This is a genomic window from Streptomyces sp. NPDC002055 (genome assembly GCF_040296705.1).
Classification (GTDB): Bacteria; Actinomycetota; Actinomycetes; order Streptomycetales; family Streptomycetaceae; genus Streptomyces.
Genome location: NZ_JBEOXS010000036.1, coordinates 24,587 through 46,104, shown reverse-complemented (window position 1 = coordinate 46,104; position 21,518 = coordinate 24,587). Strand labels below are relative to the sequence as shown.

Sequence of the window (21,518 nt, the reverse complement as noted above, 5' to 3'; positions counted from 1 at the left end):
CGTGCGCCCTCAGGGGTCCTTCTCCCCGGGCGGAGCCTGCTGGGCCTCGAGACCTCGCTCGACGCACGGGGAGGCAGTCCTTTCGAGACGGGGCCCATCTCCGGGCTCCGGCGCCCACTTCGTAGAGTGGGCGCCATGTCGGCCGATTCCCCCTTGATCCAGAGTCTGAGGACCGCCGTCGCCGCCGCGCCCCAGGACGTGCCGCTGCGACTGCACCTCGCCGAACTGCTCCTGGACGCGGGGGCCGCTGACGCCGCCGTCGCCGAGGTCGCCGTCGCACTCCAGCACGCCCCGGGCGACGCGCAGGCGCGCCAGTTGATGTCACGGGCGATGGGAGTTCCGGCAACTCCGGCGCCACGACAGGGTTTCGACTGGAAGGCCGCCGAGGACGAAATCGGTGACGCCGTGCCGCCGCGCTTCGTGGAGACACCACGTGTGGAGACGCCACGCGTGGGGACGCCACGTGTGGAGACCCCGCAAGTGGGGACACCACGCGTGGCGACCTCGCGCACGGAGGCACCGCTCGCGGAGGACGGCAGTGGCGACCCCGGTCACGCCGCTGCCTGGGATGTGGAGGTGCCCGGCGCCGTACGCCTCGCGGATGTCGGTGGGATGCGGGAGGTCAAGGACCGTCTCGAAGCCGCGTTCCTGGCCCCTCTGCGCAACCCGGAACTGCGCAGGCTCTACGGAAAGAGTCTGCGCGGCGGACTCCTCCTGTACGGTCCCCCGGGCTGCGGCAAGACGTTCGTGGCGCGGGCGGTCGCCGGTGAACTCGGGGCGGGATTCCTCTCCGTGTCCGTCAACGACGTGCTCGACATGTGGATCGGCAACTCCGAGCGCAATATGCACCAGATCTTCGAGGAGGCCCGGCGCCAGGCCCCGTGCGTGGTGTTCCTCGACGAACTGGACGCGCTCGGCGGCAAGCGCTCCCGCACCCAGTCCAGCGGTATGCGCAACACGGTGAACCAGCTCCTCACCGAGCTGGACGGCATCGACGCCGCCGCCAACGAGGGTGTCTTCGTGCTCGCCGCCACCAATGTGCCCTGGGACGTCGACCTCGCCCTGCGCCGCCCGGGCCGCTTCGACCGCACCCTGCTCGTACTGCCGCCCGACGCCGCGGCCCGGGAGGCCGTCCTCCGCTATCACCTGCGTGACCGTCCCATCGAGAAGGTCGAGTTGGGCAAGCTGGTGAAGCTGACCGACGGATTCTCCGGCGCCGACCTCGCCCACCTCTGCGAGAGCGCCGCCGAGACGGCGCTCCTCGACTCGGCTCGTACCGGAACCGTGCGCATGATCGGGATGCCCGACCTGCTCGGTGCGGCCCGGCAGATCGTGCCGTCCACCGAGCCGTGGTTCGCCTCCGCCCGCAACGTGGCGATGTACGCGAACGACGGTGGCCAGTACGACGATCTCGTCGCCCATCTGAAGAGGAAACGCAAGCTGTGAGTACGGACCAGGCGGTCGAGCGCGCCGAAGCGCTCGTGTCGTTCCAGCGGCACGAGGAGGCGCGCGAACTCCTCGCACGCCGCGTCACCGAGGCACCTGACGACGTGACGGCATGGACCGAACTCGCCCGCTGCTGCCATACGTTGGACCGTCCGCAAGAAGGCCTCGCGGCGACCGGGGAGGCCCTGCGCCAGGACCCGGAGAACGTCAACGCTCTCCTGCTGCACGCGCAGTTGCTGATCGCCGGGGGCGAGGGCATCGACAAGGCGGTGGAGACGCTGCGCGAGGCGGTGCGGGTGCGACCGCAGTTCTGGGGCTGCTGGTCGATGCTCGCCGACTTCGTTCTGCGGCAGGCCATCATCCACCGGGTACGGACCAACGGGCAGAGCGACCTCACCCACGAGGACGTCGCTGCCGTGGCCGGCGAGGCCGTCGAACTGGTGGAGGAGGCGATACGGCTCGCGCCCGAAGAGGTGCGCCCGTACGAGGTCCGCCGGTTCATCGCCAATCTGTCCGGGGACGACGCCACGCTCCACGAGATGAATCGCGCCATCCTGCGCATCGACCCCACGCACAGCGAGGCGCTGAGCAGCCACACCCGGGAGACCGTGAAGGCCCCCGGTGTACGGGCGTCCGAGGCCGCGGACGCGCTCGCCGACGCCCTCGGCGTCACCCCGGACTCGCCGGCGATGGCGGCGGACCTGGATGCCGCCACCTACCGGCTGCTCCGCGGCACCCGCTGGCTCGCCCTGCTGTGCCTGCTCGTCACCGCCGTCGGCCTCGACCTCTGGCCGGACGAAGCCCCGCGACAGCTGCCGCTGCCCCTCGGACAGCGGCTGTGGGACGTGCTGGTGCTCGCCGCGGTCTGGGCCCTGGGTGCGCTGCTGCGCTACCGCAAGCGGCGCAAGGGGGTCCGGCTGAACGTGCGGTCCCTCCTGCGCCGCGACGGCTGGGCACGGCTGGCCCTCGGACAGGCCGTGACGGTGACGGTGTGCGCGCTGGTCACGGTGATGGTTCCGTGGACCGGCCGGGAGATTCCGCGGACGGTCTTCTGGATCGCCCTGGTGACCACGCTGCTGACGATGTGGGTCGACCGTCCCCGGGTGCGGCAGGCGTACCGGGCGGGCCGCGGACGCTGAGCGGTAGCGGGCACGAGGCACTTCGGGCTGCGGGCCTCGGACTTCGGGCATCGGGCTTCGGTGCGCTGAGCACGGGTGTCCCACGGTGACGAGCACGGTTGTCCCACGGTGAGGCGAACCGGTGAGGGAACCCTCGTGGGACCCCCGGCTCCTTCACCCGGCTCCCTCACCCGCTCCCTCACCCGGCTCTCTCAGCGGAAAGGACCGTCGTCCGCGAACGCGTGGTCCGCGAAGCGCCGGCCCATCCGGCGGTACGCGGCGGCGGTGGGGTGGAGGCCGTCGGGCAGGTCGTCGGTCTCCTCCGGGCCGAGCAGGTCGCGTCCGTCGAGGTAGTGGAGGTGGGGATCGTGGGTCTGCCGGTCCGCGACGATGCGGGCCAGCTCCTCGCGAATTACCGTCAGCGTCAGGGCGCCACCGGCCACATCGGCCGGTGTGCCCAGAGCCCTGACCTTGCCGTCCGGGCCTGTCGTGGTCGGGCCGGGAGCCTCTTCGAGCGCCGGGCAGCTCACCGGGGACACCATCAGCATCGGGGTGTCCGGGTGTCCGTCCCGGATGGTGTCGAGGAAGCCGTGGACCGCCGGGCCGAAGGTCCGCCGCCGGAAGGCGGCCAGGCTCACGATGTTGATGCCGGTCTTGAGACTGATCAGGTCGGCGGGCATATCGCGGATCGTCCGGGCGACGTAGGGGTCCAGGACCGCGTTGCCCGCCTGGCTGAGGTTGATGACCTCCACTCCCCCGAGCGCGGCGGCCACCACCGGCCACGTGCCGGTCGGCCCGTTGGCCTCGATGCAGTGGCTGAGGGAACTGCCGTGGTGCACCCAGCGGCGCCGTCCGTCCGGCAGCGGCGCCAGTACCTCACCGTCGGCGCGCAGGGCCACCAGTTCGGTGGGGGTCTGCTGGGGGAGCCACAGCTCCACGGTCTTCATGCCGCCGGGGAGCCCGGTGAACCGTACGGTGCCCGGCCTGCCGGGGATCAGTCGCTGCTCGGCGCCGGGACCCGCCATCCGCAGTACGTTCCCGACGGGGGCTTGTTGCCGTCCGGCGGGGACACCGTCGACCAGCAGTTCCAGCATCCCGGTCGGGCGTGGTTCGGGGTCGGTGTCGAGCTGCCCGGTGGAGGTGAGCACCTCGCATTCCAGCTCTCGCGCGTCGGTGCGGAACACCAGGCGCACACCGGACGGCATCAGCGTCACCCCGTAGACCGACGGGTCCTGGTACTGCTGCCTGGTCCACGCCGGAAGCCGGCGCGGCATCACCCCGGCCGGCGTGACCTCCAGGTCCAGCGCACCCCGTAACTCCACCGGACCGCCCACCAGCGGAACCGCCCGCATCACCATCGTCACCGCTCCTGTCCCCGATCGAACGCTCCGAGACAGCGGATGTGGGCGCAACCGCAGGCATCCGCTCCCCTGCCGCCCCCGCACTCCCCACCACTCGGACTTCACTGTCACGAACCCTAGTGATCGCCAACCTGCGATGACCATGGTTCGGCTTCGGAGATACCGGATCTGCCGCGGCACCGGGCGCTCGCAGTTCATCGAAGATCGTCTGACAGCATGGCGCCATGGAACACCATCGACAGCTCGTCAGTTCGGGCTCACCTCTGGAACCGCAGATCGGCATGTCGCGAGCGGTGCGACAGGGCAACCACGTGGCCGTCGCCGGCACAGCCCCGATCGCGGACGACGGCTCGACGGCCGGGCCCGACGACGTCTACGCCCAGACAGTGCGGTGTCTGGACATCGCCGAACGCGCGCTGTCCGCGGCCGGGGCGTCGTTGGACGACGTCATACGGACGCGCGTCATGCTCACCGACGTGACGCGCTGGAAGGAGGCCGCGCGAGCGCACGGTGAGCGATTCGCGTCCGTCCTGCCGGCCTGCACGTTCGTTGAGGTGTCCGGCTTCGTCGACCCTGCCTGGCTGGTCGAGGTGGAGTGCGACGCGATTCTCCCTTAGGGCATGGCGTTCGGATCAGGCCGGGCTCGCGGTGCCTGATCCGAACGAGGGGCCCCGACTCGGTCCGCCGGCCGCGGGAAGGGCCCTGTCACAGTGTCGACATGCATCTCGAAGACTTTCCCCACCAGTTGGCCCGTACTCGCCGCTTCTCCCTCGGTGTGCCGCGGGAGTTCACCGTCTCCCCGGACGGGCGCCGGGTGCTGTTCCTCCGGACGTCGGGTGGTCGTGACCCGGTCGGCCGGCTCCGGGTGCAGGAGGAGGACGGGAGCGAACGGCTGCTCGCCGATCCGCTCGCGCTGGGCGGCGGCACGGAGCCCCCGGAGGAGGAGCTCGTCCGGCGGGAGCGGGCCGGGGAGGCCTCGGACGGGGTGACGGCGTACGCCACCGACCGGCGGGCCGGGTTGGCGGTCTTCGCGCTGGACGGAGCGCTGTGGGCGGTACGCACCGCGGACGGGCGGCCCTTCCGGGTCCCGGCGGCCGGGCCGGTGGTCGACCCGCGCCCCTCCCCCGACGGACGGCACATCGGTTACGTCACCGGCCGTGCCCTGCACGTGGTGGACGTGGCCTCCGGAGAGGACCGGTCACTGGCGGAGCCGGAGGGACCGGAGGTCGGCTACGGGCTCTCGGACCATGTGTCGGCCGAGTCGATGGGCCGGCTGCGCGGCCACTGGTGGGCGCCGGACGGCAGCGCGCTGCTCGTCGCCCGGGTCGACACCGCGCCGGTGCGGCGGTGGTACATCGCCGACCCGGCCCACCCGGAGCGCCCGCCGCGGTCCGTTCCCTATCCGGCGGCGGGAACCGCCAACGCGGATGTCTCGCTGCACATCCTCCGGCTGGACGGCAGCCGCACCGCCGTGGACACGGACCGGGAACGGTTCGAGTACGTCGCCGACGCCCGGTGGGACCGCCACGGACCGCTGATCACCGTGCAGAGCCGGGACCAGCGGACGGTGCGGGTGCTCGCCGCCGACCCCGGCTCCGGGGACACGGAGGTCCTGCACGAGCAGCGCGATCCGGCGTGGGTCCAGCTGGTGCCGGGTGCCCCGGCCCGGACGGACGCGGGGGCTCTGGTGCGCCCGTACGAAGCGGACGGCACGCGGGGGCTGCGGATCGGCGCGGAGGGCCGCACGCCGCCCGGGCTCCAGGTGCGCGCGGTGCTCGCGGTGACCGGCGAACGGGTGCTCTTCCTGGCGAACGAGGACCCGTCCGAGGAGCACGTCTGGGCGTACGAACCGGACGGCGGCTGCGTCCGGCTGAGTGCGGGGCCCGGGCTGCACTCGGCCGCGGCCGGCGGGGGCACGGTGCTCCTCACCGGTACCACCCCCGAGGGCCCGTACGCCACCGTGCTGCGCGAGGGCCGGCCGCCGGCCCGCATCGCCTGTCTCGCCGAGGAACCGGCGGTGGCCGTCCGGCCGCGGCTGCTGAGCCTGGGCCGCCGCCGACTGCGCACCGCGCTGTACCTGCCGTCCTGGTACGAACCGGGCAGCGGGAAGCTGCCGGTGCTGCTGGACCCGTACGGCGGCCCGGCCCTGCGGGTCGCGGTGCGGGCCCGCACCTGGTTCGCGTCCGTGTCGCAGTGGTTCGCGGAACAGGGCTTCGCGGTGCTGGTGGCCGACGGCCGCGGCACCCCCGGCCGCGGCCCCGCCTGGGAGAAGGAGGTGCGGGGCGACGCGCTCGGCCCCGCGCTGGAGGACCAGGTCGACGCCCTGCGGGCGGCCGGGGAGCAGTTCCCGGACCTGGACACCGGCCGGGTGGCGATCCGCGGCTGGTCCTTCGGCGGGTATCTGGCGGCCGGGGCGGTGCTGCGGCGTCCGGACGTCTTCCACGCGGCCGCCGCGGGCGCCGCCCCCGCCGACCAGCGGCTCTACGACACGCACTGGAAGGAGCGCTTTCTGGGGCATCCGGACCGGGAGCCGGAGAACTACGACCGGTCCTCGCTGCTGGCCGACGCGCCCGGCCTGCGGCGTCCGCTGCTGCTGATGCACGGCCTGGCCGACGACAATGTCGCGGTGGCGCATACGCTTCGGTTGTCGGCGGCACTGCTCGCCGCCGGCCGCCCGCACAGTGTGCTGCCGCTGTCCGGGGTGGCGCACCGAGCGGTGCGGCAGGACGTCGCCGGGGATCTGCTCCGGTTCCAGCTCGACTTTCTCCGTCGGGCACTGGGGATCTGAACGTCCGCGCCGGGCGCTCCGTACAGATCACCACCGGTCGTCGGGAGGACCGGGGCACCGATAAGGCCACAGCGAAGGGGACCAGCACCATGACCGGAACCGACGGGACGGGCCGTACCGCGAGCCGCCGCCATGTCTTCGCCGCGGCCGGCGCCGTCTGTTTCGCCGCCGCGCTCACCGCGTGCGGCGCGGGCGGCGACACCGAGGAGCAGGGCGCCGCCACCGAGTCCGGTGGCGGGGGCGGGGGTGCCACGCTGGGCTCGACCGCCGACGTCCCGGTGGGCGGCGGCAAGGTCTTCCCGGCCCAGAAGGTCGTGGTGACCCAGCCCACCAAGGGCGACTACCGGGCGTTCTCGGCGGTCTGCACCCACCAGGGCAGTCTGCTGAACGAGGTCTCCGGCGGCACGGTCGGCTGCCCGCTGCACCACAGCCGGTTCGACGTGATGGACGGCAGTGTGAAGGAGGGCCCGGCCACGAAGCCGCTGCCCAAGCAGGAGATCAAGGTCGAGGGCGACTCGATCAAGCTGGCCTGACCGCTGCCGGACCACTACCCGAAAAGACCACCCTGCCCGTGGCCCCGTCAGCGCGGCCGGCGCGGCCGCCTCCAGCAGGCGGCGACCTCGTCGGCGGTGGTGACGGTGGCCACCAGGGCCAGGGTGTTGCGGACCATGGCGGGCGTGTACTCGGCGGGCACGCCCGCGATGGCGTCCGCGGGCACGACCGCGGTGTAGCCGAGGTTGACCGCGTCGAACACGGTGTTGGGGACGGCGACGTTGGCCGAGACCCCGGCCACCACCAGGGTGCGGCTGCCGAGGTTGCGCAGCAGGGCGTCCACCTCGGTGCCGGCGAGCGGTGAGAGGCCGTGCAGCCGGCGGACGAGCAGGTCCTCGTCGTGGACCGGGATCGGGGCGGCGATCCGCACGGCCGCCGAACCGGCGAGCTGCTGGACGGGCAGCCGCTCGGCGGCCCGGAAGAGCCGGGCGTTGCGGTTGGCTCCGCGTCCGTCCGGGCGCCGCTCGGCGATGGCGTGCAGCACCTGCACCCCCGCGTCATGGGCCGCCGCGACCAGTGCGGCGACCCGGTCGAGGGCGCCCGACGAGCGGACCTCCCGGGCCAGTTCGGGCAGCGCGCCCTCCTCACCGACGACTCCCTCCTGGCACTCCACCGTGAGCAGCGCGGTGGTCGCCGGGTCGAGCTGTCCGGTGAGCTGTTCCCGCGTCACCATGACGCCTCCTTCGCCGACGGCCTCGGGCTCTCCCGGACCGCGGGCACCCGCAGGGCGCGGCCGGGCTCCGCCCGGACGAGCGGGGCGCCGGGCGGGCTTCCGGTCCGCCGGGGAAGTCCGTGGCCGGACCCTAGCCACCCTTGCGCTGCCGGGGAAGAGCCACCCATGATTTCTGATACATCGTCAGCCATGGGAGGTGGAGGGGTGTCCGCCACACAGCGCCGGGGCCGCCGGATCATGATGGAGCCGCAGGAGCTCGACGCGTATCTCACCGACCGGCGCACCTGCCGGGTGGCGACGGTCGGCCGGGACGGGCACCCCCATGCCGGTGCCCTCTGGTTCGGCTGGGACGGGACCGCGCTCTGGCTCTACTCCCTCACCCGCAGCCGCCGCTGGGCGCAGCTGCGCCACGATCCGCGGCTGGCGGTGGTGGTCGACGACGGCGACGCGTACGGCGAGTTGCGGGGCGTGGAGCTGTCCGGCACGGGGGTGTTCGTCGGCGAGGCGCCGCGCACCGGGGAGCCGTGCCCCGAACTCGACGCCCCGGAGCGGCTGTTCGCCGCGAAGTACTTCGGCCTCGACCGGATGCCGCACGACGGGCGCCACGCCTGGCTGCGGCTCGTCCCGGACACCGTGGTGTCCTGGGACTTCCGCAAGATGGCCTGACGGGCAGCGCCGCGGGCGCCCCGGAGGACCGCCCGCCGCGGGAGACGGCGCGCAGGGACGCCTCCGGGAGGAGCCGCCGGGCGGTCAGCTCTCGACGTTCCGGGCGGCCCTGCGGAGGGCGTCCACCGCGGCCCGGATGGACGGCCGGCGGTCGGCGTCGTCCCGCCACACCGCGTAGATGTGGCGCCGCATGGTGTGCCGGACGGGCACCACGCGGACCCCGGCCGGTACGGGGCCGCGGCCGAGGCGCGGCGCGATGGCGACCCCGAGGCCGGCGGCGACCAGGGCGAGCTGGGTGTGGTGCTCCTCGGCCAGATGGGAGATGCGGGGTTCGACGCCCTTGCCGCGGAGGGTGAACATCAGCCAGTCGTGGCAGAACTCGCCCTCGGGCCAGGAGATCCACTCGTCGTCGGCGAACTCCTCGAGGTCGACCGCCGTGCGGTCGGCGAGGGGGTGGAAGGCGGGCATCGCCACATCGGCGGGGTCGTCCAGCAGCGGGGCCTTGGCGAGCCCCTCGGGCAGCGAGATGGGCTTGTTGTACCAGTCGAGGACGACGGCGAGGTCGATCTCGCCCCGCGCCAGCCGGGTCACCGACACGTCGGGCTCCATCTCCTGGAGCCGGACGCGCAGTTGCGGGTGATCGGCGCGCAGGGCCGCCAGCGCCTGCGGGAAGAGACCGCGGGCGGACGTCGGGAAGGCGCCCAGGAACAGCTCGCCCACCGCCTGGCCGCGGTGCGCCTCCAGGTCGGACTGGGCCAGCTCGACCTGGGAGAGGATCCGCGCCGCGTGCTCGGCGAGCAGCCGGCCGGCGTCGGTGAGGCGGATGCCGCGCCCGTTCTTCGCGAGCAGCTGCTGCCCGGCCTCCCGTTCGAGCTTCGCGAGCTGCTGGGAGACGGCCGAGGTGGTGACGTGGAGCCCGTCGGCGGCCGCGCTCACCGAGCCATGGCGGGCGACGGCGTCGAGGGTCCGGAGGCGGTCGAGATTCATGTAAGCGATACTAATCTATGACGCCACGAATTCTCGCTTGTCCTACGGAGTCCAACGCCGCATCGTGGAGGCCATGAGCGCAGTCGCCGCCGCCCGGCCCCCGTCCCCGTCGACCACGACCCCGTCCCCCGCCGTCTCCTCCGCCCCGCCGGAGCCCGGCCCCCGCCGCTCCGCCGTGGACTGGCGGATCCGGTTCGCGCTGCTGTCCCTGATCTGGGGCTTCAGCTTCCTGCTGATCAAGGTCGGCACCGAGGCCTACGCGCCGCTCCAGGTCACCCTCGGGAGGATGGTGTTCGGCACGGCGGTGCTGCTGACCGTGCTCGCCGTGAAGCGGCAGCGACTGCCGCGCGGCGCGCGCACCTGGGGCCATCTGACCGTCTCCGCCTTCTTTCTCAACGCGCTCCCCTTCACGCTGTTCGCCTACGCCGAGCTGACCATCCCCTCCACACTCGCCGGCATCTGCAACGCCACCACCCCGCTGTGGGGCATGGTGCTCTCGGTGGTCGCCCTGTCCGAGGACCGGCCGACGCGGCGCCGGGTCGCCGGTCTGGGGCTGGGATTCGTCGGTGTGCTGACCGTGCTCGGCGCCTGGCAGGGCTTCTCCGGTCAGGACCCCGCGGGGACCGCGATGGCCCTGACCGCCTCGCTCAGCTACGCCGTCGGCTGGGTGTACGTCCGCCGCACACTCGCCGCCTCCGGGGGCTCGCACCTGTCGATGTCGGGCGCCCAGCTGCTGCTCGGCACCGCGCAACTGGCCGTGGTGACCCCGCTGTTCACCACCCTGCCGACCACCTTCCCGGTGGTGCCGCTGCTGGCGGTGGTGGCCCTGGGGGCCCTGGGCACGGGGCTGGCGTTCCTGCTCCAGTACGGGCTGGTCGCCGAGGTGGGCCCGACGACGGCCACCACGGTCACGTACTTCATCCCGGTCATCGCCACGGCGGCGGGCGTTTTGGTCCTCGGTGAGCACCTGAGCTGGAACACCCCGGTGGGCGCCCTGATCGTGCTGGCCGGAGCCGCGCTGACACAGCACCGCCCCCGGGCGACGCGTCAGTCGTAGCGCCCCACGGAAGCCGTGCCGGTGGCGGACAGCAGTGCGTCCGCCACCGGCTCGATGTCGTCGGCGGACAGGGGCGAGACGGTGACGCGCACCGCGGGCGGCGAGGCCACCCGGAAGCGGGCTCCCGGGGCCACCGCCCAGCCGGCCTGCAACAGCCGGGCCACCGCGCCCGTTTCGTCCGGCACCGGCACCCACACGTTCATCCCGCTGCGGCCGTGCGCCGCGAGACCGCGCTGCCGCAGCGCGGCCACCAGGGCGTCCCGCCGCGTGCCGTAGTCCGCGGCCACGGCCCGGTGATCCACCGCGGCCGTCCGCCACAGGTGCACCACGGCCTCCTGGAGCAGATGGCTGACCCAGCCCGGCCCGAGGCGCTGACGGCCGAGCACCCGGTCGATCGTCACGGCGTCGCCGGTCAGCACCGCCAGCCGCAGATCGGGCCCGTACGCCTTGGCGGTGGAACGGACCAGCACCCAGTGCGCCGAGGTCCCCGCCAGGGGGTGCAGCGGCAGATCGACGATGCCGTGACCGTGGTCGTCCTCGATCAGCAGGACGTCCGGCCGGTCCGCCAGCACGTCCCGCAGCTCCACGGCGCGCCGCGCGCCGACGGCCGCGCCGGTGGGGTTCTGCGCCCGGTCGGTGACGACGAGCGCCCGCGCCCCGGCCGCCAGGGCACGGGCGACGTCTGCGGGCAGCGGGCCCTCGTCGTCCACGGCGACCGGGACGGCGCGCAGCCCGAGCGCGGGAATCAGATCCAGCAGACTCCCCCATCCGGGGTCCTCGACGGCGACCGCGTCCCCCGGCCGGAGGTGGACCGCGAGCACCCGCTCGATGGCGTCCAGCGAGCCTGAGGTCACGGCGACCGGGCCGTCGGGCACTCCGTCCTCGGCGAACGAGGCCCGCGCCAGCCGCTCCAGCTCCGGGCCGACCGAGGCGTCACCGTAGAGCGCCGGACGCCGGGCGCTGCGGGCCGCGGCGGCGGCCAGCGCGTCGGCGAGCGGCGGCAGCAGCCGCGGGTCCGGGTTGCCGGACCCCGCGTCACGGACGCCCGGGGACACCTCCACCCGCACCGACTCCCGTGGCGTGGTGGCGGGCCGGGCCCGGACCCGGCTGCCCCGGCGGCCCGCGGTCTCGATGACCCCCCGGTCCCGCAGGGTCCGGTAGGCGGCGGCCACGGTATTGGGGTTGACGCCCAGCTCCCCGGCCAGCTCCCGCAGCGGGGGCAGTGACTGGCCCGGACTCAGGTGCCCGGCACCGACGGCCCGTTCCACACTCGCCGCGATGTCGGCTGCGCGCCGACCCTCGATCCGATACTCTCCTAGCACAAAGCACATTATGCACTAGTGCAATGGAGATGTCATGCCGGACACCGCCGCGTACATACCGACCGACCGCACCGTCCCCACCCGGGCCCGCGAGCGGGCGGCGTACGACCACGACCTGGTGCACGCCATCCTGGACGAGGGCTATGTGTGCCACCTCGGCTTCGTCCGGGACGGCGCACCGGTGGTGCTTCCCACGCTCTACGGGCGGGTCGGCCCTCGGCTCTACGTCCACGGGTCCACCGGCTCCCGGCCGCTGCGGATGGCGGGCGCGGCCGACGCGGGGCTGCCGGTGTGCCTGACCGTCACCCATGTCGACGGTCTGGTCCTCGCGCGCTCCGCGTTCCACCACTCCCTCAACTACCGCTCCGTCGTCGTGCACGGCACCGCGTACCCGGTGACCGCTGCCGCGGAGCGCTCGGAGGCCCTGGACGCGCTGGTCGAGCAGGTGCTCCCGGGCCGGGCCGAGGACTCCCGCCGGGCGAACGAGAAGGAGCTGGCCGCCACCGCGGTGCTCCGCCTCGACCTGGACGAGGTCTCGGCCAAGGTGCGCACCGGCGGCCCCAACGACGATCCGGCGGACGCGGACCTGCCGCACTGGAGCGGCGTACTGCCGGTCTCGGTGCGGTACGGCACACCGGTCCCCGCCGAGGACCAGGACCCCGCCGCACCGCTCCCCGGATATCTCAGCCGCTGAGCGCCGGGCGGGGAACGACGGCGGGCCGGCGCGGGTGACCGCGCCGGCCCTCCGCGCACGATCGAGCCCTCATGCCACCGGCGACGAGACGGGCAACTCCGCGTTCTCCGGCAGGCTTCCCGCCACCGGGCCCGCGGAGGGCGCCTTCGGCGTCGAGGTCTGCGCGATGAAGGCCCCGGCCAGCACCAGCGCTCCGCCGACGATCTGCGGCGCGGACAGGTGCTCACCGAGCAGCACCCAGGCGAGCACGGTGGCCACCACCGCCTCCAGACATGCCACCACCCCCGCGACCTGGGGCGACAGCCGGCGCACCGCCAGCACACCGGTGAGGTAGGCGGCCACGGTGGCGATCAGCACCACCCAGGCGAGCAGCAGCACGGCGGAGACCGGGACGCCGTCCATCCGCGCCTCACCGGCGAGGACCGTCCAGTCCAGCTGCCACGGGCGGGCCACGGGTGTGAGGAGGGCGGCACCGATCAGCAGCCCGTAGGCGATCACGCCCAGGGGATCCGCGGCGTCCTCGCCCTTGCTTCCGTGGTCGGAGAGGACGAAGTACGCGACCTGGCAGCAGGCCGCGCCCAGGGCGAGCAGCAGCCCCAGGGCGTCGAAGCCCAGCCCGGCCCAGACCTCGACGACACAGGCGAGACCGGCGACCGCGAGGACGACGCCGACGGCCGCGGCGCGGGTCACCGGCCGCCGCTGGACGAACCGCACCCACCCCAGCAGCAGCGCCGGGCCGAGGTATTCGACGAGCAGCGCCACGCCGACCGGGATGCGGGAGATCGCGGCGAAGTAGCAGGCCTGCACTCCGGCCACCGCGAACAGGCCGAAGCCGAGCAGCAGCGCGGGCCGGCTGCGCAGCAGCCCCCGGTGCCGCCAGGCCACGGGAAGCAGCACGAGGGCGGCCCCGGCGGCCCGCAGCCAGACCACGTGCAGCGGGTCGAGCCCCGCTTCGATCAGCGGCTTGGCCGCGACGCCGGATCCACCGAATGACAGCGCCGACGCCAGGGCGAGTCCCAGGCCGACGCTCCTCCCCTGAGACGCGTGCATCGGGCCATGATGTCAGGTGACGACAGGAGCGTCATCCCGGGTGACCCCTGACTTCGGGTCCTCGTGCTGCGCCCGCCCGGGTGGCGCGGTTCCGGCACCGCACCTCGCCGGCCGCGCCGTCGAACAGCCCTGGTGGATCCGCTGTCGCACCTCTCCGGCGCCATGCCCTGCACGGCACCGGACCACGCGGCCCCACCGGACCACGCGGCCTCGGCGCGCGCTCATCGCGCAAGGTCCCGTCAGGGGCAGCCGCCGAGGCGGGCCGAGAGACGTTCCGGATCGACACCCGCCCAGCGCAGCACCTCGACGGCCCGGGATTCCCGGTCGGCGGCCAGCGCGGCGAGCAGGTCGGCCCCTTCGGCGCAGTCGGCGCCCCGGGCGCGGGCACAGCCGCGGGCCGCGTCCATCGCCTGGGCCGCTGCCGGGGACCAGCCGAGGGTGAAGGCGTCCCGCACGGTGGGGACGGCGCCGGAGTCCTCCACGGAGCCGTGCCACCGGAGGCCATAGCCGATGCTGCGCTGCACGAGATAGCCGAGCAGCCGGGCCACCTGGGACGGGCCGCCGTCGAACGCGGCCAGGAGATCGGGATCCGACTCCAGGAGTGTGTGCAGCAGATGGGCGGTGTCGACCTGGCTGTCGCCGTCCCGCACGGCGCGCCGCCGGGCACCGCTGACCACCGATTCCAGCATCACACTGAGCCGGACGTCGGAGTCCGGCCCGAGGCGGCCGAGGGAACCGGAGTAAGGTCTACCGTTTTGCACATCTCCCATCCCATCAGTGCGCCGTTGACCAGGCATCCCCGGCAGGCACCATTTGCCGCTCCCACCATGGTTGCGCACGGTTGAGCGCCTTCTCATCCTTGCGGAGGAGAGCGCACGACCGGCGCGCACGCCCCCACCAGCCACTGCCAATACCTGACGAGTCGTCAATCTTGTTTGTTACAGGGCGGGGAGCTACCGTCCGCGAGCACCACGGCACGGCGCCGACGACGGAGAGGGTGGACCGATGGCCGAGGTCAGTGCGGAATCACATGTCGAGGCAACGGCGGACGAGGTCTGGGCCCGGCTGACGGACTTCGCCGCGTACGGCCGCTGGAACGCGACGCACACCGCGTTCCCCGCAGGCCCCCCGACGACACTGGAACCGGGCACCAGCTACGCGGAGCAGATGAAGCTCATGGGCTTCCCCGCCGATGTGACCTGGACCGTGGCGGCCTGCGAGGCCCCCCGGCTGCTGCACACCACGGGCAAGGGGCCGATGGGTGTCGACCTCGCCATGCGCTACCTGCTCACCCCGGACGGGACCGGGACCCGCATGCGCATCGAAGGGACGTTCACCGGGGCGGCGGTGTCCCTGATGGCGGGCCGGCTCCGGGAGTCGGCGACCGCCGCCCTCACCGAATCGCTGCGCAGGCTCGGCGGACTGGCCACCCACCCCTGAGACCCCCGCCTCGGCCGCCCGGGCTCACCGACGGCCTTCCGGCCGCCGGCCGACAGGACGCAGGCGCCCGGAGTCCGCGCGAGTCCGTGCGCCCCGAGCCGAGCGATCCGGGCCGGTGGCCACGGCCACCCGCGTCGGCGCTCCCGGACACCGGCTCTCCGGCTGCCGTCCCGGGAACGCCGACAACCAACGGCACGGATGCCGGTCAACCCTCTTCGGCAACGACACGGATGCCGGTCAGTCCTCTTCGGCGAGGATCAGATACAGCTCCTTGCGTGCCTTGTTGACCACGGCGATGGCCTTGTCCCGCTGTTCGGGCGTACCGGTGGCCCAGACCTGCCGGAAGGCCTCGACGAGCCCGCCCCCGGCCTTCCGGATCTCGTTCATGGACTCCCGGTCGACGCCGCGCCCGGCCTCCTCCCAGGGGGCCTCCGGCGCGGAGTCGGCCTCGGCGCGGCCGGCCTCCGTGAGCTCGAACAGCTTCTTGCCACCGTCGGTGGCGCTGCTGATCAGACCCTCGTCCTCGAGGAGCTGCAGCGTGGGGTAGACCGAGCCGGGGCTCGGCTTCCACGCGCCACCGCTCCGCTCGGCGATCTCCTGGATCATCTCGTAGCCGTGCATCGGCCGGTCCTTGAGCAGCGTCAGGATCGACGCGCGCACATCGCCGCGCCGGGCCCTGCCGCGCGGTCCGCCGCGCCCGCGCCCGCCGAACGGCGGCCCCCCGAAGGGCGGGCCGAACGGCCCGAAGGCCTCGCGCCGCGCCTCGTAGTCACCCTGACCTCGATGACCTCGATGGCCGGGTCCGCAGTGTCCGTGTCCATGGGAACGCATGATGTCGCTCCTTCCATCGTTGATCTGTCGCGATGCCTCAACGATATATCGGGACTGTTCTTTCGACAAGCCCTCCGACTGATGCGCTGCTGTCCTGTCCCACTCAATCGAGTCGTCGAGGAGGTCGATCCTGTGCGAACCTTCCGCTGGTCGCGGGGTGAGCGTTACTTCCCGGGCTGGTACTGGGCGGCGACGACCTGGCGGCACGTCGGCTTCAAGTCGTGGCTGGAGCGGGACCGGCTGCTGCTGATAGACATCGACCCGAACGTGGTGGGGATCGGCTCGCAGCCGTTCTGGCTGCACCACTGGCATGACGGCGAGCGGAAGCGTCGCCACACCCCGGACCACTTCGTGCGCCGCGCGGACGGCTCTGCGGTCGTTGTCGATGTCCGTGCGGACGAGCGGACGAGCGGATCGAACCGAAGGCGGCCGGGGACCGGCTGTTCCTCTTAAGCGATCTCGATGCTGAGTTGGGAACCCAGTTCCTCGAAACCCAATGCGGCCGCAACACGTCGGGAGGCGGGAGGGCGGGCGCGCCACTGCGGCAGCAGCCCGACAGCGAGAGCATGAGCGACCGCCGCTGAGCCCGTCACCCGTGCCAGCCCTCGCCCGCGTGCCTGTGGCGCCGTCAGTACGCCGATATGGGCCGTCCGCCTCGGCCAGGAACGATATCCCGCAGCAGCAACCACCTGGCCATACTCGCGGACAACGAACGCGGGCGACGTAATCTCGTCCAGAGCAGCCTCACCGGCGTCCTCATGACCAGTCACCTGCTCCAAGCTCCGCAAATCCGGATGAACAGCTGACAGTTGCTCCACCGCCAACGCACCGGCCTCCGTCGGCCGGAATCCCGCTGCGGACACATATGACAGCACCGCCGGCCCGAGCACCCGAGCGACCGGAAGGGCCTTCCGGACCAAAGCGCTATCCACAACGGTCTCCACCGGCAGTCTCCCCAATGCGTCACGGACGATCCGGGCGGCACTGTCACTCGGCGCGGTCACGATCGCTGATCCGCCCAGAGCAACGACTCCGACCCAGCCAACCGGGCACAGCCTGGACCGCGGGGAGACCACCACGCTCACACCGCCCGGCGGGGCGAACGACACCGGCACCTGGGCCAGGTGCTCCCAGAGCCCATGGGCTCGGACCACCAACGGGTCAATCGACATGGCCCCGATCCTGCCAGCCGAAGCAAGCCGCTGACCTGGGAATTAACGAGAGGCATCAGCGGCGACGGCACGTCAACACTCTATCGACGTCGCTCTCGGGCGAACCGGATCGACCGAGATCACACGACACGGACAGATGCAGTCCGTCTCAACGAACCAAGTCCACGCGTCTCACCCAATCCAGTCCACACAGGTCAGCGCAACGCAGACGGCCAACTTCGATGAGACAGGACAGCTCCCGCGTCCCGTCTCATGCGAACTGGCCCCGCCTCAGGTGATCCGGTCCAATTCGCCGTCTCAGTTGATCCGGCCCGCTGACGCCGCTCATGTCACGCGGGACCGCGACCCGCATGCCGTGGAACCCCGGGCGAGCCTGGGCAGTCGGGAGCCGCCTGAGGCGCGCGTCGGACGTACAGGCGGGGTTCGCCGGCCCGCTTCGAGCGAGCCGAAGGGCTCTGGATGCCCTGGCTGCCCCTCTTGATCACAGCGTGCCCGGAGACGTGCGGATGCCGTTACTGCGTCTCTACCTGTTCAGCTTGTGTTCGATCCAGGCAGTGGCGAAGTCGATGACTTCAGCGGCCTCGAACAGATGGCTTTCGGCAGCGCCAACCCTGCCCCGCCGGCCGATTCCCGCGGCGAGCATGTCCCGGCCGATCGCTTCGAACGGCTCTTGCCCTTCGGGCACCACTGCCGAGTAGTCGAAGGCCCCGTCCTCCGAGTCGATGTCGTGGAAGCGGCGCCAGACCCGCTGACCTTGCACGAGGATGGGCTGTTCGTAGTCCACGAACCGCTTGCCGGGGGCCTTGGCGAGCGCCTCGGCATGGTGCAGCAGCGTCATGGTGTCCAAAGGAGCGCCGATCAGAAGGATCCGGCCACTGCGGGCAGCCAACCGTGCAAGGGGGCTGTCCGGGCCATGGGGATCGTCCCAGGGATGGTCGGCCATCAGCTCGGCTGCCGCCGCTCCCCAGGCCGCGAAACTGGCATCCGGATGACGGCTGCGAACGGCTCCGGGCCAGCGGCGCAGCGCTTCGGGGAGGCGGCCGTTGTTGTGGTCCGCCTCGCTGAGGTCGGGGTCGTAAGCAGGGTGTTCCGCACGCAGGGCGGACTGCCAACCCTGCGGCCACGTGGCGAAGTCATAGGGGGGCGCGTCATTCCAGCCGCAGGTCACCATGAGGGTTCCCTGCGTTCCGACTACGTCACGGAGAGCGCCGATGATGGTCTGCGGCCCTCCGGCCACGTAGCCGATGGCGGACATGCGGGTGTGGAACATGACGATGTCACCGTCCGCGAGGCCGAGCGCCGTCAGGTCACGGCTGATCCGGCTTCGGACCACGGGGGCGCCGGAACGCTCAAGTAAGTCCATTTCATCCATGATCGCGAACCTATCCCTGAGCCACGCATCCCGGGCAACCGAATTGTTGCCTGCCAGCGGTTCTCGATGCCGTCAGGGGCGGGCGCGCAGAGCCGGCCGGCGTATGGGCCACCGGGCGCTGTTGGCGCCTCGTTCGGCTTCGATGACTGCTCTTGCCCGTGCCGCTGTCGCCGATCAGGACCGGAGGGCGGCACTCCTGGACCCGGGGTTCTTCAGCTCGCCGATGATCCCGGGTGAGACGTGGGGGTTCTGCTCGAGCTCTACGCGAACTCTTCTCGAACCGGAAGTCCTCCTGGCGCTTGCGGCGGGGAGAACGTGCAGCCCGATCAGCCGCTGCCGGCGGCGAAGTTCCCGGTCATCGCAGTTGCCGCGCCGATGACGGGAGGCAGTTGCGGTGTCGCAGCAGTCGCAGCGTTGACCTCAACTTCCCTAGAGGTTCTACGTTGCCGTTCATGGACACCTCGAACTCAACTCCCTCCACCCGCGACGTCGACGAGAAGCGGATCCGCGACCTCGTCGCACGGACCGAGAAGGCGCAGATCGACCCGGACGTGCTGCCGGCACTGCACACCTCCGACCTTGTGCTCATCAACTTCGGCGGGCGGCGCCTCTTCGGGCGTGAGGTCTTCGCTTCCGCCATGACCGAAGCACTCGCCTCCCCGCTCAAGGACATCCGGACCGTACTGGAGGTCAACGACATCCGATTCGCCACGCCCGACGTCGCCATCGTGAGCCTGACCAAGACAGTCCACGACGAACGATCCGAGGCGGAGGACTCCTCCGAGTCCGAGCCCCCCTTGACCGGCGTCTTGACCTACGTCCTGACCCGCGCGGGCGACGACTGGCGCATCGCCCTGGCGCAGACGACACCGATCCTCTGAGCGTCGACTGACACGACCGGCGAACAAGGCCACGGCCCCTGACGAAGCAGGCGGCCCGCCCGACACGCGGATCGCGCCGGCCGCCTGCACCCACCAGGCGTAGCACCAGTTCGAAACTGCGGGGCCGAACCGGATCGGCTGAGGCCGCCGGCAATCCGGCGCCTCCGTCGAGACGGTCACCGCTGGTCACAGCATCGCCCGCAAGCCGGATCCCGTGCGACAGGACAGCTCCGCGCCGCCGGCCCCGGGGTCGCACCGGCACACCCTGATCAACGCGAGCCCCTGCCGAGGCACTCCAGTGGCACAGATGAGACGCGATGACGCCAGGTGACACCGGGTGGCACCAGATGGCGTCGCGTGGCACCGGGTGGCGCCATCTGACACCACCCGGTGCCACCCGACGCCATTCCGCGCCCCAAAGAGCACCTGAGCACGCATGACACCGTCGGGACTCAGGGCGCCCTATTCACATTTCCGCAGTTCAGGACACTCACCCTGAAGCCCGCCCCCACGAGAGTGCCGCTCAGACTTGCGCATGGCACCACAGTGGTGCCATAGTGGCGTCATGGACCTCACCCCGTATGTCGACACCCTCCGCCGTGAACTCGCGGTGGCCGCCGAAGCCGGCGGCGAGGAAGCACGCGAGCTGGCCGAGCGGCTCACCGCCCCCCTGGAGTCGGCGACCCGGCTGACCATGCTCAACGTACTGTCCGCGGCGATGGACGAGATCACCCGCGAACTCGCCCCCGGCTCGGTCGACGTACGGCTGCGCGGGCTCGACCCCGACTTCGTGGTGACACCGCCGCCCGCCGACGGCGGCGCCCCCGCGGAGTCCGCCGCGCCCGTCGAAACGCCCAGGCCCCCGGCCCCGGCCGACGGCGACGAGGGCGGCACCGCCCGCGTCAATCTGCGACTGCCGGCCCACCTCAAGGCGCGCGCCGAGGAGGCCGCGAACCACGAGGGCCTGTCGGTCAACGCCTGGCTGGTGCGCGCCGTGTCGGCCGCGGTCGACGGCGGCACGCGGGCGCGCGCGACGGCGAAGAGCCAGACCCTCGGACAGAGCTTCACGGGCTGGGTGCGCTAGCCGCACCCCCGCCCCCACCCCGCACCACATCACTGCACCGCGTCACTGCACCACGTCACCCACACCACGTCCCACCAGCGGGGACGTCCCCAGGACTCACGAGGACAGGACAGCCATGCCTTCTTTCGACACTCCCGCAGCCATCTCGGTCACCGCGCACGTGGACGCCGGTTCCCTCCAGTTCACCGCGGGCGACCGCACCGACACCGTCGTCGAGGTGCGGCCCCGCGAGCCGAAGAAGGACCTGGACGTGCGGACCGCCGGCCAGACCGAGGTCACGTACGCCGGCGGCGTACTGACCGTCAGGACGCCCAAGCCCCATCCGTTCGGCCTCGGCCGCACCGGCACCGTCGACGTGACGGTCGAGCTGCCCACCGGCTCACGCATCGACGCGACCGGCGCCTGGACCCAGGTGCTCGGCGAGGGCCGGCTCGGAGAGGTCCGCGTGAAGACCTCGTCCGGCGACGTCCGCCTCGACACGACCGGCCCGCTGCAGCTGACCGCCTCCCACGGCTCGATCACCGTGGACCGGGTCGAGGGCGCGGCCGAGATCACCACCAGCTCCGGCAGCCTGCGCGTCGGCCTCGTCGACGGCCCCGCCGTCCTGAAGAACTCGCACGGCACCACGACGGTCGGCGCCGCGACGGGCGAGCTGCGGGTGAGCGGCGCCAACGGCGACATCGACATCCGGCGCGCCGAGGACTCGGTCACCGCCACCACCGCCCACGGTGCCCTCCGCGTCGGCGAAGTGGCCCGCGGCACCGTCCAGCTGGAGACCTCCTACGGAGCCATCGAGGTCGGCGTCCGCGAGGGCACGGCCGCCTGGCTCGACGTCAGCTCGGGTTCCGGCCAGGTGCGCAACACGCTCACCGCGTCCGAGACCCCGGAGCAGGCCGAGGACACCGTCAAGGTCCGCGCCCGCACCCGGTACGGCAACATCGACGTCCTCCGCGCCAAGGCCTGAGCCCCGCGGCTCCTCAACCGGCCCCACCCCACTCACTTCAGCCTTCGAAACGGAGGACTC

The 21,518-nt window shown here is 72.4% G+C and carries 22 protein-coding genes; 13 read left to right on the top strand and 9 right to left on the bottom strand.

What is annotated here, in order from left to right:
• The first annotated feature begins 135 nt into the window (after window positions 1-135).
• Window positions 136-1,446, top strand: coding sequence for an ATP-binding protein (locus ABT112_RS22350; protein ID WP_351512188.1), 1,311 nt, complete (start codon window positions 136-138; stop codon window positions 1,444-1,446).
• Window positions 1,443-2,585: a tetratricopeptide repeat protein gene (locus ABT112_RS22345; protein ID WP_351512186.1), complete on the top strand. Its 1,143-nt coding sequence runs from the start codon at window positions 1,443-1,445 to the stop codon at window positions 2,583-2,585. The genes ABT112_RS22350 and ABT112_RS22345 overlap by 4 nt, the downstream gene beginning before the upstream one ends.
• Window positions 2,586-2,776: 191 nt before the next feature.
• On the opposite strand, the gene ABT112_RS22340 is transcribed toward ABT112_RS22345, so the two are convergent.
• A complete protein-coding gene (locus ABT112_RS22340) occupies window positions 2,777-3,916 on the bottom strand; it encodes a GDSL-type esterase/lipase family protein (RefSeq protein ID WP_351512249.1) in 1,140 nt (379 codons plus the stop codon).
• Between the two features lie 233 nt (window positions 3,917-4,149).
• On the opposite strand from ABT112_RS22340, the gene ABT112_RS22335 reads away from it, so the two are divergent.
• The 3 genes from ABT112_RS22335 (at window position 4,150) to ABT112_RS22325 (ending at window position 7,246) form a co-directional block, all read left to right on the top strand.
• The gene (locus ABT112_RS22335) at window positions 4,150-4,542 is read left to right on the top strand and encodes a RidA family protein (protein WP_351512184.1); all 393 of its coding nucleotides are present in this window, start codon (window positions 4,150-4,152) and stop codon (window positions 4,540-4,542) included.
• Window positions 4,543-4,643: 101 nt separating this feature from the next.
• The gene (locus ABT112_RS22330; protein ID WP_351512183.1) at window positions 4,644-6,713 is read left to right on the top strand and encodes a S9 family peptidase; all 2,070 of its coding nucleotides are present in this window, start codon (window positions 4,644-4,646) and stop codon (window positions 6,711-6,713) included.
• Window positions 6,714-6,802: 89 nt separating this feature from the next.
• Window positions 6,803-7,246 carry a Rieske (2Fe-2S) protein gene (locus ABT112_RS22325; protein WP_351512181.1) on the top strand — a complete coding sequence of 148 codons (444 nt, stop codon included), beginning with the start codon at window positions 6,803-6,805 and terminating at the stop codon, window positions 7,244-7,246.
• 47 nt (window positions 7,247-7,293) lie between these two features.
• On the opposite strand, the gene ABT112_RS22320 is transcribed toward ABT112_RS22325, so the two are convergent.
• Window positions 7,294-7,938, bottom strand: a complete 645-nt coding sequence (locus ABT112_RS22320; RefSeq protein ID WP_351512179.1) for an isochorismatase family protein — start codon at window positions 7,936-7,938, stop codon at window positions 7,294-7,296.
• A gap of 204 nt (window positions 7,939-8,142) precedes the next feature.
• Between ABT112_RS22320 and ABT112_RS22315 the strand changes: the two genes are divergently transcribed.
• Entirely contained in the window at window positions 8,143-8,604 is a 462-nt protein-coding gene (locus ABT112_RS22315; protein WP_351512178.1) for a pyridoxamine 5'-phosphate oxidase family protein, read from the top strand.
• 84 nt (window positions 8,605-8,688) lie between these two features.
• Here the strand turns inward: ABT112_RS22315 and ABT112_RS22310 are convergent, their stop codons facing one another.
• Window positions 8,689-9,591 carry a LysR family transcriptional regulator gene (locus ABT112_RS22310; protein ID WP_351512176.1) on the bottom strand — a complete coding sequence of 301 codons (903 nt, stop codon included), beginning with the start codon at window positions 9,589-9,591 and terminating at the stop codon, window positions 8,689-8,691.
• 73 nt (window positions 9,592-9,664) lie between these two features.
• Here ABT112_RS22310 and ABT112_RS22305 point away from each other — a divergent pair, with 73 nt between their 5' ends.
• Complete coding sequence (locus ABT112_RS22305) at window positions 9,665-10,648, top strand: DMT family transporter (RefSeq protein WP_351512174.1); 984 nt, start codon at window positions 9,665-9,667, stop codon at window positions 10,646-10,648.
• Here ABT112_RS22305 and ABT112_RS22300 read toward each other — a convergent pair.
• Window positions 10,639-11,970 carry an aminotransferase class I/II-fold pyridoxal phosphate-dependent enzyme gene (locus ABT112_RS22300; RefSeq protein ID WP_351512172.1) on the bottom strand — a complete coding sequence of 444 codons (1,332 nt, stop codon included), beginning with the start codon at window positions 11,968-11,970 and terminating at the stop codon, window positions 10,639-10,641. The two genes, ABT112_RS22305 and ABT112_RS22300, sit on opposite strands and share 10 nt — an antisense overlap.
• A 34-nt stretch (window positions 11,971-12,004) precedes the next feature.
• Here ABT112_RS22300 and ABT112_RS22295 point away from each other — a divergent pair, with 34 nt between their 5' ends.
• Window positions 12,005-12,664, top strand: a complete 660-nt coding sequence (locus ABT112_RS22295; protein WP_351512170.1) for a pyridoxamine 5'-phosphate oxidase family protein — start codon at window positions 12,005-12,007, stop codon at window positions 12,662-12,664.
• Window positions 12,665-12,733: 69 nt separating this feature from the next.
• On the opposite strand, the gene ABT112_RS22290 is transcribed toward ABT112_RS22295, so the two are convergent.
• Window positions 12,734-13,714, bottom strand: coding sequence for an EamA family transporter (locus ABT112_RS22290; RefSeq protein ID WP_351512168.1), 981 nt, complete (start codon window positions 13,712-13,714; stop codon window positions 12,734-12,736).
• A gap of 239 nt (window positions 13,715-13,953) precedes the next feature.
• Window positions 13,954-14,484: a Clp protease N-terminal domain-containing protein gene (locus ABT112_RS22285; RefSeq protein ID WP_351512167.1), complete on the bottom strand. Its 531-nt coding sequence runs from the start codon at window positions 14,482-14,484 to the stop codon at window positions 13,954-13,956.
• 235 nt (window positions 14,485-14,719) lie between these two features.
• Here ABT112_RS22285 and ABT112_RS22280 point away from each other — a divergent pair, with 235 nt between their 5' ends.
• Window positions 14,720-15,154, top strand: a complete 435-nt coding sequence (locus ABT112_RS22280; RefSeq protein WP_351512165.1) for a type II toxin-antitoxin system Rv0910 family toxin — start codon at window positions 14,720-14,722, stop codon at window positions 15,152-15,154.
• 237 nt (window positions 15,155-15,391) lie between these two features.
• On the opposite strand, the gene ABT112_RS22275 is transcribed toward ABT112_RS22280, so the two are convergent.
• Window positions 15,392-15,985, bottom strand: coding sequence for a PadR family transcriptional regulator (locus ABT112_RS22275; protein ID WP_351512163.1), 594 nt, complete (start codon window positions 15,983-15,985; stop codon window positions 15,392-15,394).
• Between ABT112_RS22275 and ABT112_RS35395 the strand changes: the two genes are divergently transcribed.
• On the top strand, window positions 15,938-16,438 hold the full coding sequence (locus ABT112_RS35395) for a TnsA-like heteromeric transposase endonuclease subunit (protein ID WP_502975408.1): 501 nt from the start codon (window positions 15,938-15,940) through the stop codon (window positions 16,436-16,438). The two genes, ABT112_RS22275 and ABT112_RS35395, sit on opposite strands and share 48 nt — an antisense overlap.
• On the opposite strand, the gene ABT112_RS22265 is transcribed toward ABT112_RS35395, so the two are convergent.
• Window positions 16,435-17,157, bottom strand: coding sequence for a GNAT family N-acetyltransferase (locus ABT112_RS22265; protein WP_351512161.1), 723 nt, complete (start codon window positions 17,155-17,157; stop codon window positions 16,435-16,437). The genes ABT112_RS35395 and ABT112_RS22265 overlap by 4 nt on opposite strands.
• Window positions 17,158-17,680: 523 nt before the next feature.
• A complete protein-coding gene (gene aac(3), locus ABT112_RS22260) occupies window positions 17,681-18,529 on the bottom strand; it encodes an aminoglycoside 3-N-acetyltransferase (RefSeq protein WP_351512159.1) in 849 nt (282 codons plus the stop codon).
• A gap of 452 nt (window positions 18,530-18,981) precedes the next feature.
• Here aac(3) and ABT112_RS22255 point away from each other — a divergent pair, with 452 nt between their 5' ends.
• The 3 genes from ABT112_RS22255 to ABT112_RS22245 all read left to right on the top strand — a co-directional run bounded on the left by ABT112_RS22255 (window position 18,982) and on the right by ABT112_RS22245 (window position 21,458).
• Window positions 18,982-19,410: an SgcJ/EcaC family oxidoreductase gene (locus tag ABT112_RS22255; protein ID WP_351512157.1), complete on the top strand. Its 429-nt coding sequence runs from the start codon at window positions 18,982-18,984 to the stop codon at window positions 19,408-19,410.
• A gap of 565 nt (window positions 19,411-19,975) precedes the next feature.
• Complete coding sequence (locus ABT112_RS22250) at window positions 19,976-20,494, top strand: toxin-antitoxin system HicB family antitoxin (RefSeq protein WP_351512155.1); 519 nt, start codon at window positions 19,976-19,978, stop codon at window positions 20,492-20,494.
• Window positions 20,495-20,609: 115 nt separating this feature from the next.
• Entirely contained in the window at window positions 20,610-21,458 is an 849-nt protein-coding gene (locus tag ABT112_RS22245) for a DUF4097 family beta strand repeat-containing protein (protein ID WP_351512153.1), read from the top strand.
• The last annotated feature ends 60 nt before the right edge of the window (window positions 21,459-21,518 follow it).